This window comes from Marinobacter sp. UBA3604 (assembly GCF_002375325.1).
Classification (GTDB): Bacteria; Pseudomonadota; Gammaproteobacteria; order Pseudomonadales; family Oleiphilaceae; genus Marinobacter; species Marinobacter salarius.
In genome coordinates this window covers 278,421-288,853 of record NZ_DFMB01000041.1, presented here as the reverse complement: position 1 = coordinate 288,853, position 10,433 = coordinate 278,421, and the positions used below count along the sequence as shown (strand labels likewise).

Below are 10,433 nucleotides of genomic sequence, written 5' to 3'. Positions count from 1 at the left end.
CGCGCCATGCCTGGCGCACAACGGAAAAACCCCGCCGAGGCGGGGTTCACATCATCCGTTCGGGGCGATTAAACCGCCCGCACGAACCGGTTACTTGCTGTTGGCTTCGTCACGCAGCTCGCGCCGCAGGATCTTGCCTACGTTGGTCTTCGGCAGTTCATCGCGGAACACGAAGGATTTGGGGACCTTGTAAGCGGTCAGGCGTTCGCGGCAGAACTCTTTCAGTTCATTTTCAGTAACACCTTCCGCGGTTGCCACCAGGTAGACCTTAACCGCCTCTCCACTCTTGTCATCGGGAACACCGACAGCGGCACACTCAACCACTTTCGGATGACCACTGACCACGTCTTCAATCTCATTGGGGAAGACATTGAAGCCAGACACGATAATCATGTCCTTCTTGCGGTCGACGATGCGGATGTAGCCATCTTCCTGGATAAGGGCAATGTCACCCGTCTGCAGGAAACCGTCGTCAGTGAAAGACTTCTGGGTGTCTTCCGGACGCTGCCAGTATCCGCGCATCACCTGTGGCCCCTTCACACACAATTCGCCGGGCTCGCCAAGAGGCGTTTCGTTGCCGTCGTCGTCGATGGTTTTGATTTCGGTGCCGGGAATCGGCAGGCCAATGGTGCCAAGCTGGATCGCGCTGTTCGGATTGAAGGTGACAACCGGAGAGGTTTCAGTCATGCCGTAACCTTCACTGATTTCACACCCTGTAACACGCTGCCACATCTTCGCGGTGTCGCTGGTCAGCGCCATGCCGCCGGACGACGTCAGTTTCAGGGCACTGAAATCCAGGGCCTTGAATTCTTCGTTGTTGCACAGCGCCACGAACAGCGTGTTCAGCCCCAGGAATGCGGTGAAACGATGGTTTTTGAGCTCTTTCACAAATCCGGGGATGTCACGGGGGTTCGGGATAAGAACGTTGTGGGCGCCAGCTTCAAGCATGATGCCGCAGTTCAGGGTGAACGAGTAGATGTGGTAAAGCGGCAGCGGAGCAATAACCACTTCCGTGCCTTCCTCCACCGAATCTTCCATCATCGGCCGAGCCTGCAGGAGGTTGGCGACCAGATTGCCGTGGGTCAGCATCGCGCCCTTGGCCACACCGGTGGTGCCACCGGTGTACTGCAGAACGGCGATGTCGTCTTTCTTGCACTCCACCGGGGAGAATTTTTCCCTGGCCCCTGCACTGAGCACCGCCGGGAGTTTGTGAGCCTGGGGCAGGCTGAATGCCGGCACCATTTTCTTCAGGTGCTTCACGGCGGCGTTCATCAGCGTACGCTTCAGCGGCGAATGCATGTCGGCAATTTCGGTCACAATGACATGCTCGATGCCGGTATGAGGAAGCACTTTCTCTGCGTTATGGGCCATGTTCGCCAGCACTACAAGCGCCTTGGCACCGGAATCATTGAACTGGTGTTCCATTTCGCGAGTGGTGTACAGCGGGTTGGTATTCACCACGATCAGGCCCGCGCGCATGGCCCCAAACACTACGACAGGGTACTGGGACACGTTGGGCATTTGCACCGCAATCCGGTCGCCCGGCTTGAGGTCGGTCTTGTTCTGCAGCCAGGCGGCAAAATTCCGGCTCTGGGTGTCCAGGTCGCGATAGGTGAGCGTGGCGCCAACGGCGCTGAACGCGGGGCGGTCAGCGTACTTGTTCACGGCCTGATCAAATACGTCAACCATGCTACTGTATTTATCCAGGTCTACGTTCAGGGACACGCCAGCGGGGTATTTGTCCTGATAGAACTGCTCAAAATCCATCACCATCTCCTGTTTGGCATTTGTGCTTATAATGTTTACCAATGTCGTTTTGGTCAAAAAATCAACCAGACAAAAGTATCAGCCTCGAAAAGTCGGGAGAGAATAGCAGTTTTGTGAACGATGAGGTAGTTTTCAAAGCAGAACTGTAGCGGTTGTAGCCACCAACCTAATCACACCAACACTGGAGCCCATCATGAGCGACACTTTGGACACGCTTGAGAACATCACCTACGACGAACTCCAGGAAGGCGACTCCGCAACCTATGTGAAAACACTGACCGAGGACGAACTGGTGTTGTTCGCTGCTGTCTCCGGAGATGTGAACCCGGTCCACCTGGATTCGGAGTTTGCCGCCGACTCCATGTTCCAGGAACGGATTGCCCATGGCATGTGGAGCGGCTCACTGATTTCCGCGGCCCTGGCCACCGTGATGCCGGGCCCCGGCACCATATACCTGGAACAGAGCCTGGCGTTCAAGCGCCCGGTAAAGCTGGACGACACCCTGACGGTGACATTGACAGTACTGGCCAAGGAACGCAAAAACCGCGTAACCCTATCCTGCGATGTCCGCAACCAGAACGATGAGCGGGTGGTGACCGGTGAGGCGAAAGTGATCGCTCCTACCCAAAAGATGTCCCTGAGCAAGCCACAGCTACCAAAAATTACCATAGCGCACTAGCGTATACGGGCCACTGAATTAACCCGGCAGGAAATCGATGGGGAATCGCACCGTCCTGGGTTCCACATCGTCCTGGCCAAAATTGAACAGGCGCACGCGCATGGCAATGCGTTGCTCCAGGCTTTGATTGCCCAGCTCGGAGCTCACCACCTCGCAACGCGATACTGACCCATCCGGTTCGATCACCAATTCCAGCATAACCTTACCTTCCAGCGTCGGGTCCTGACGCAGCTCGCGTCGGTAGAGGGAGTAGAGTGACGTTTTCTGGGCGTCGAACACCTGGCGGATGTTGCTCATGCCCCGCTGCCCCGGTCCGCCGGTGGGCTCCGGCGCAGCTTCTGGTACTGCTTCCTGCGCCACCTCCACGTTTCGAACCTGATGGCCAGCCACTGCCACCTCAGTTTCTGGCGCGGCTTCCCGAGTGACGCCGCCGCTGCCAGCAAGCGCCCTGCCGGGGTCAGTTTCGGCACCGAACAGATCTCCATCGCCGCTTGCGGTCTCGGCATCGACGTTGGCCGCCAGGGTGTCCACGGCGTCCGGCTCTGGAGCCCGCATACTGGCAAGTTGGTCCTGCATTGCCATCAGACCCGACCTGGAGGCGGTTTCACGCGCCTGCTCGACCGTTTGGGAAGGAGCGGGTGTCGGGCGCACAGGCTCGGGTGGGGGCACCTCTTCAGCCAATTCCGGCTCCACCGCTTTGGGTTCTGTACTTTCAGGTTCGGGCTCGGGCTCAGATTCCGGAGCCGGCTCGGGTTCAGGTTCAGGTTCAACCTCAGGCACTGGAATCGGCTTTGGCGCCTCGCGTTGCTCTACCAGTCGCGCCAACTGGGGCGGAATCTTCTCCGCCTCGCTGCGGTCGGGTTCCGGAAGCTGAAACGCCGGAATAAGCAGCGCAGGAGGCAGAAAGACCGCCACCATCACCAACAATGCCAGCACAAAACGGCGGTTTTCTCCCTTTTCCGCGCCCCATGGCAATCCGGATGAAAGGTGTTTGGTCGCGAAATTGTTGGGAGACACCTTTTTGAGAGAAAGGTCCTGACGCTCAGCCATTGCCGACCTCCTTCGCCGACTCAACGGCCAGCCGGACCTGCCGGAAGTCTTCATCGATGCAGGTTTGCATGATCTTTCTCAATAACCGGTAGTCGGTGGCGCGCCCTGCCATTATGGTCACCTCATGACCCTGCTCCGGCACCTGGCCCCTCCGGTTACGCACCCAGGCAAGCTCATCCGCCAGCCCACCGATGGTGCTGTCCCCGGTTTCAATGCCATCCAACCGTGCAACTTCCCGGCCCTGCACGAGAATGGACCGGCCGATTACCTGGACCATCAGGGTTTCGACCGCCTCCTTGTCCGCGGTCGATTGCGGCAGTGGGACATCGGCCGTGTTCTGCATAACCTTTACATCGGACGAGTTCACCATCAGGAAGAACACCAGGATCGTGAAGATGTCCATCAGGGACACCAGATTCAGGCCTCCCGGGCGGTGCATACGGCTGTAGTGGCGCTGGATACGACGGGCACGGCGGGAGGTCTTCATGCACCCTCCCCTTCGACCGATAACGTCCGGTTTTCAGGTGCGTCTGCCAGTGCCACATCCGGGAAAAGCTCTCCCTTCACCACACTGGCCGCAACAACTGCCGGATAGGAGCGGAGCGTATCCATCGCAGTCACCAGAGTCTGATAGTCGATGTCCGGGCTGACCTCCAGAACGATGTCAGTCTTCTCCGGCACCCGCTTCTTGATCTGCTTGAGAGTTTCCCTCAGGCCGTCGAAGTCCTGTTCCCCCTCAATCAACGGCAGGGTCCGGATCACGCCTCTCTCACTGTCCAGCACTTCCAGGCCCTGGGGTATCAACGCCACCACCAGCCGCAGTTCATCAGCCTGTGGCGCCTCACCCGACTCCATCCCGGGAAAGTCGAGCTCAATCATACGAATCTGGCTAAAGACCATGCCCAGCAGCAATACCGGGACTAACACGATCATCAGATTCAGGAATGGCGTGATATCCAGTTCCGGATTACTGACAAGCCTGCGATGTTTTCGTCTCATGCGGCAAACCCTGGCTCAGGCGGATTGGGGGGCGGGCTGCTCGGAGATAATGTTCAGCAGCTTCACCCCGGCCATCTCGAAACTGTCGACGATTTCATTGGTGCGGGTCTGAAGCAGTGCATGAAACATCAACAGGGGAATGGCCGACATCAGCCCGAACGCCGTGGTATTCATGGCAACGGAGATACTTTCCGACAACAGCGACGCCTTCTGGGACGGATCTGCAGCGGCAACTGCCGTAAACGCGGCGATAAGGCCGATGATCGTGCCCAACAAGCCCAGGAGTGTCGCGATGTTGGCCAGGGTTGCCAGGTATTGGGTACGTTTCTCAAGACGGGGCAAGACTTCCATCAACCCCTCTTCCATGGCGTACTCAACATCTTCGCGGGAGTGATTATTCAGTAGCCGACCAATGCCGGCGCTCATGATCGACGCGATGGCACTGTCAGAGCCTGTCGCGGCTTTCATCGCCCGCTGGTAATCCCGCTTCCTCAGCAGCGGCAGTATGCCCTTTTCAAAGGCAAGCCGGTTCCGGCGGCGCACCGAAGCGAGATAGATGAAACGCTCAACGGTAATCGCCAGGCCGATGGCCAGCACAATGGCAATCGGATACATGAAGGGACCACCTTCCTGAAAAAAACGAACAACAGTTTCCAGCATATTCAGACTCCCGGTTCTCTACTGCAGGGAAAGAGTGGAATCCAACAATGGATTCAGGGTTTCACGAAACGTCCGGTGACGCTCAAGGGTCAGCGGGTCCTTGGGTTCGAGCAGTTCCTCGCTTCCGGCATCCAGTTCAGCGCGTGAACGCCGCGGCAAGGTCGGCGGCTGCCAGGGCAGGATATAAAGCACGCCGGGATCATCGTCTCCGGTATGGTGGTTGATTCCCTCCACGCCCAGTGCGACGGTGTTATCCGCGGCCTGAGACACAACCGCTTCCGAGGCATTGGACGCCTCATTGGCAAAGGCCATCACTGGACCAAGCATCAAAATCATGCTGGCAGCCGTCAATCGTCGATAAAGGCGCATTCAGTCCAACCTCCTTTCAAGGTCCGCAATCCACCCGGCCACCTGCTTGTCCTCGGTGCCCGCCAATGAGCGGTAACGGCGGTAATGCGCCAGTGCGCCGTCCAGGTCCAGCAGATACAGCTCTGAGATAACGGCAAGGTTGTAATGCAGTTCGGCGGTAACCGGGGAGTGGCTGAGCCCCGTCTCCAGCACCGTCACCGCCTCCTCAAATCGTCCCTGTTCTCGCAGTAACAATGCCAGGTTGTTGGCCGTGAGCGCGTTGCCCGGGTTCATATCAAAAGCCTCACGGTACCGTTCGAGGGCCTCTTCCTTGCGTCCCTGCTGGTGTGCCTTCCAGGCCTGACGTGCCAGTTCACTGGCCTCGGCGGTGTTGACGACCACCGGCTCCGGCCTGGGCTGGCTGGCGCACCCCGCTAGCAACGCGAGACACCCAGTGAGCAGAACCGCACGTGCTGTTTCAGGCATCATCGTTGACCTCCTCATTCCACGTCATCCAGCGCACCTCCCGGTCGTACCTGCCGGGGAACAGGTCCGCCAGAACTTGCAGGCTGCGTTCCATCCACTCATCAAACCTTCCGTCCGCCAGGCGTTGATGATTCCTTGCGTGCAGGTCAATAGCCTTCTCTTCGAACGGGTAGGCCTCCTCTTCAAGCAACATCCGGTACTGGGTTGCCTCAAGGTCGCTCAGATTCGCCGGCGCTTCTGACGTCATGAGATCCTGCGCCATCACCCGGTACAGCTCTGCCCGACGGAACAGAATTTCCGAACCTGCGCCCTCGCCAATCAGCTTCTCAGCTTGTGAGAGACGCTCCCGCGCAGCCGAGAGGGCCGCTTGTTTGCGCCCCAGGGATTCGGCCAATGGAATCTGTAGCGGAACATCGGCAAACCGCTCGGACTCCTCCGCCCCCAGCACGATGGCTGCCCGCCCAGCCCACGTCAGCGTGTCTTCCGAATGCCACTGGCTGGCGAGCTCTCGCTCTACCAACTCGATTCGATATCGCCGCGGCTCCACATCGTCGAGCACAAGACGCTGGCGCAGGGTCTGACTAAGGATATGGCTCTCGGAATCGGCAGCAGCGGAATCGCGGTTGAGCCACACGACGTAGATGCGATTGCGACGCGCATGGGCCTCTGCCTTGTGATACAGCTCAGCCGCCCTCAGTTGCTGATCCCAGGACGGCGACTCTCCTTCGTCGGCACGCATGATTTCATCCGCCGCGCGCACCCATTGGCCCGATGACTGATAGGCAAACACCAGCTTTTCGCCTACGGTTGGGGTCAGGTCATGCTGAGGGTAATCCGTGCGAAATCGGGTCAGTTCATTAACGGCAGCCTGCCAGCGCTCTGCCTTCAGAAGTGTATTCGCTGCGTCGTAACGGCCCTTGATCGCAATGTCCGACCCCGGAAACGCAGACTCCACACGCTGAAAATGCGCCACGGCGGTGTCAATGCGGCCCTCGCTCGCCGCTTTCTCCCCCTGGTAGTAGATGCTGCTGGCTAGTTGCCGTTTCAGACTGTCGGTATCTTTGGCCCGCCCTTCCTGTAACAGCCCCTCTGAAATCAGTGCCAGTGCTTGACGCCAGGCATTTTCAGCAAGCCCATAAGACGCCATCGCCAGGTTCGCCTCACCGGCTGCGACCCAGGCACTGTAGCGTTCGGCTGGGCTGACCAACGGATGGGCTATGGCAAGCTCGGCAAACCGATGGGCGTCAGCATAACGATGCTCCGCGAGCATTCGGTTGGCGATATCCGCCGTCAGACCAGCCTGACGTTCGTCCTCTGGGAACTCAGCCGCGAAGCGGTCGGCGGCTGCAGCCAGGTCGTCCAGTGTCGCGGGAAGTGAATTGCGATTGTCCAGCGCATCACGCTGAATTACGATGGCAGCCCAGGCGGCATCCGCCGCCCCCGGATACTCTTTTGTCTCATGATCCGTGTCATAAGCCGCACGCTGGTAATGCTTGAAGGCGTCAGTGTGGTCACCTGCCTGCAGGAACGCATCACCGGCCATGCGAAGAACGTCTCCCTTCTGGCCGCTCCGGCCAGCCAACTGACTGTAGTAACCCCCAGCCAACCGGAAAGATGCCACTTGGCGCTCCACTTGCCCCTCTTCGGCCTGATCATAGTGATAGTCCGCCAGTGACCGGCTGAAATTCTGCCAGCGTTCCTGATCCGCTTTCGCGAGTTGCTGGTAACGGGCATCGCCGGCAAATGCCTGGACATACTCAGCCCTGGCGGCCCTTGCGCGATCAGTTTGCCCCGCCATGCGCCAGACATCCACATTCTGGGCCAGAAAGGCCGGTACGGCGTTATGCGCCTGGAAATCGCGAACAAAGGCATTGTTCACCGCCACGCTGTCTTCAAAACGCCGGTTGCTGGCGTAGTAATCTGCCAGCCTGTCGTACAGCAGGTACCCGAAGCCCTTGCCACCCGCATCGGTCAACCAGCTTGCCAGGGATTCAACGCCCCGGTCTTCCGCCGCCATCAGAGCGACAATCCTGAAGGTGTCGTCAACCAGTTCAGCGTCGCTGGCAGGAATGCGGCGAAACCCACTGGTTTCCTCACCGACACCGTCCAGTACCGCCAGGAACGTCTTTGCGGCCCTTGTCCGGCCAGAAGACCCTTGCTTGTACTGGCTCCAGCCCTGCATATATCGGGCCTTGGTTTTCAGGCTATCGGTGCCGTCACTCGAGATCACACGGCTGTACTCGGACTCAGCCTCGGCATAGTCTCCCGCCGAAAACGCTGCCTCGGCAATGCGGAAGCGGGCCTCAGGTACCAGGGAGGACGAAGGATACAGACCAACCAGTTGGCGTAACCGGTCAATAGACTCCTCCGCCTGCCCCGTGTAGGCATGAGCCTTCGCCATCTGGTATAGCAATTCATCAAGCCGGCCCTGGTAGGCGCCCCTGTCGAGAATGGATTCGTAACTTTCCAGCGCCTGCCGGTATACCTGTTGTTCGCGTTCTTCGCTGAAGCTGACGTCCTCGTCAGTCACCTTCTGGATATTGGAAAGTCGGTTAAGTGCATCAATGCGTACTTCAGGTTCATCAGAGTGTTCAAACAATCGCTGGTATCGACGGGCAACTTCTGTTGGCGATATGGCCGGCATCGGTCGGGACTGGAATTCCAGAAAAACCGGGCGCATATCAGCGATGGTTTCGCCGTCGCGACCGAGCTCTACCCGGAAAGATTCCTGTGCCTGGGCACTCGCCGCGAACGCCGTAAACAGCACCGTCAGGGAAATTGACACCACTGGCTTCATTGCTGACCTCGCTCAAGGTTTTCCAGGGCCAGATACTCGTACAGGTGGGCAATCTGCTGCTCGGTCCGATCCAACGCAAACGCCATACGGTGATCCTGCTCTTCGACATAGGCCAGAGCCAGTTCATCCAGTTCCGACTCTGCCCTGCTCAGAAGTGCATCGGCCGTGCGACGAACCGTCCGTATCCGCTCCAGCGCATGGTCGGTGCGTGTCACCAGTTCAGTGAGCTTGCGATCTTTCTTTTTCAATCTTCCATCAAGCCTGCCAACGGACGCTTTCAGATCGGCCAATGTCCTGGCTACACCTTTCAGCGCCTCTTGTTGTGCAGGAGAGATGGTCCGGGCTTTCAGGTTCGCCAACCGCTGCACCAGCTCTTTGATTTCTTCGTTGAAGGGACCGCCATCAACGTTGTGCCCCACAGGCCCCAAACGTTCACTGATGGCCCCCCGAAAAACAGCAAGGCTGTCTTCCCGCTGATTCAGTGTTTGCCTCATCTCCTTCAGTTCAGCCACCCGGTTGACGGCGGCCTGGGCAGCGGGCTGCTCAATGAAACGAATCAGATAGGCAGTACGGGGCTGTGTGAGCGTACGGTTGTCGGCAAGGAACCATTGGGCCTCAGAGTTCCGTGCGTCCAGTACCAGCGCCTGATACGCACCTTTCTGACGGATCTGGTCAGCCAGTTTGCGAAGGGTCACCCGTTCACTTTCATAGGACGCATTTGCTGCCAGATAAGCTTCACCCGCCTGCCCCAGGTAACCGGCGAGGTCGTACCCCCTACCCGTTCCAAGCCAGGCATTGGCCACACCGGGATAGGCCAGTGGGTACTTTTTGGCGCGATGCCAGGACTGCATTGCCGCCCGCTGGTTGCCACTGGCAGAGAGCGCAAGACCGTGAAGGTAGAGGCCATGGGATGTGCTGTAGCTTTCCAGGGAGATTTTCTCCAGGAAGCCGATGGCCTTTTCGTAGTCTCCGTGATCGTAAGCAAGGTAGCCGGCGCGAACCAGTAGTCGGCTTCTGAGTTCCTGGCTGCGTTGGCTGTCGACGTCTTCTTCGGACATGGCCAGAGCCACTCGAAGTGCAACCAGTGCTCGCGATGGATTCCGGTCCTGCCTGCCGTAGTCAGCCGCAATGTTCATGTAACCCAGCGCAGCCCAATAGCCTGGCTCCATGGACGCCAGCACCTTCCCGGCCCGATCGGTATGCCCCGCCTCCCGCTCAATCTCGGCCAATCGATAAAGCGCCTTTTGCCGGTCACTGCCACTGGCCCGCTTCGCAGCAGTTTCAAGGTATTCCCGGGTTTTGTTGTCTCCAGAGTCCGTCGGCAGTTCCGCCAGCAATAGTGCCGCCTGCCCGCGGTAATACTGTCCTTCGATCAGTTCTTTCAGCAGCCGTTCAGCCTCCTGATGACTCCCCGTGACTAACAATGCTTTAGCGCGAACCAGGCGTTCGGCTTCGGTAGTGGCATTCCGGGTATAACGCAATGCTGCAGCCGGTTCATGGGTGTCCAGGGCGAATTGTGCGAGCCCCAAGTGCAACGACGCCAAATCGCTGCCTCCGGACGCCAGCCCCGGGATAAGGGCCGCGGTCAGACTGAGAGCAAACCGTGTGGAGACTTTCCGAAACTTAGCGAGCACGACCATCCTTTCG

10 protein-coding genes are annotated in these 10,433 nt (G+C 58.7%); 1 reads left to right on the top strand and 9 read right to left on the bottom strand.

Going from position 1 to position 10,433, the window contains the following annotated elements; genetic code table 11:
- Positions 1 to 90: 90 nt before the first annotated feature.
- On the bottom strand, positions 91 to 1,767 hold the full coding sequence (locus B2590_RS13080) for a long-chain fatty acid--CoA ligase (RefSeq protein WP_091641125.1): 1,677 nt from the start codon (positions 1,765 to 1,767) through the stop codon (positions 91 to 93).
- Between the two features lie 193 nt (positions 1,768 to 1,960).
- Between B2590_RS13080 and B2590_RS13075 the strand changes: the two genes are divergently transcribed.
- Positions 1,961 to 2,446, top strand: coding sequence for a MaoC/PaaZ C-terminal domain-containing protein (locus B2590_RS13075; protein ID WP_036205454.1), 486 nt, complete (start codon positions 1,961 to 1,963; stop codon positions 2,444 to 2,446).
- 18 nt (positions 2,447 to 2,464) lie between these two features.
- Here B2590_RS13075 and B2590_RS13070 read toward each other — a convergent pair whose 3' ends face one another.
- From B2590_RS13070 to B2590_RS13035, 8 genes are read right to left on the bottom strand one after another with little or no spacing between them, the layout of a single operon-like run.
- Positions 2,465 to 3,496 carry an AgmX/PglI C-terminal domain-containing protein gene (locus tag B2590_RS13070; protein WP_143071126.1) on the bottom strand — a complete coding sequence of 344 codons (1,032 nt, stop codon included), beginning with the start codon at positions 3,494 to 3,496 and terminating at the stop codon, positions 2,465 to 2,467.
- A complete protein-coding gene (locus tag B2590_RS13065) occupies positions 3,489 to 3,983 on the bottom strand; it encodes an ExbD/TolR family protein (protein WP_036205453.1) in 495 nt (164 codons plus the stop codon). The genes B2590_RS13070 and B2590_RS13065 overlap by 8 nt, the downstream gene beginning before the upstream one ends.
- Complete coding sequence (locus B2590_RS13060; RefSeq protein ID WP_036205451.1) at positions 3,980 to 4,495, bottom strand: ExbD/TolR family protein; 516 nt, start codon at positions 4,493 to 4,495, stop codon at positions 3,980 to 3,982. Before B2590_RS13060 ends, B2590_RS13065 begins: the two co-directional genes overlap by 4 nt.
- A 15-nt stretch (positions 4,496 to 4,510) precedes the next feature.
- The gene (locus B2590_RS13055) at positions 4,511 to 5,155 is read right to left on the bottom strand and encodes a MotA/TolQ/ExbB proton channel family protein (RefSeq protein WP_036205450.1); all 645 of its coding nucleotides are present in this window, start codon (positions 5,153 to 5,155) and stop codon (positions 4,511 to 4,513) included.
- 18 nt (positions 5,156 to 5,173) lie between these two features.
- Positions 5,174 to 5,524: a hypothetical protein gene (locus B2590_RS13050; RefSeq protein ID WP_091641130.1), complete on the bottom strand. Its 351-nt coding sequence runs from the start codon at positions 5,522 to 5,524 to the stop codon at positions 5,174 to 5,176.
- The gene (locus B2590_RS13045) at positions 5,525 to 5,992 is read right to left on the bottom strand and encodes a tetratricopeptide repeat protein (RefSeq protein ID WP_091641133.1); all 468 of its coding nucleotides are present in this window, start codon (positions 5,990 to 5,992) and stop codon (positions 5,525 to 5,527) included.
- On the bottom strand, positions 5,982 to 8,786 hold the full coding sequence (locus tag B2590_RS13040) for a tetratricopeptide repeat protein (RefSeq protein WP_091641136.1): 2,805 nt from the start codon (positions 8,784 to 8,786) through the stop codon (positions 5,982 to 5,984). Before B2590_RS13040 ends, B2590_RS13045 begins: the two co-directional genes overlap by 11 nt.
- Positions 8,783 to 10,426 carry a hypothetical protein gene (locus tag B2590_RS13035; RefSeq protein ID WP_091641139.1) on the bottom strand — a complete coding sequence of 548 codons (1,644 nt, stop codon included), beginning with the start codon at positions 10,424 to 10,426 and terminating at the stop codon, positions 8,783 to 8,785. Before B2590_RS13035 ends, B2590_RS13040 begins: the two co-directional genes overlap by 4 nt.
- Positions 10,427 to 10,433: the final 7 nt, after the last annotated feature.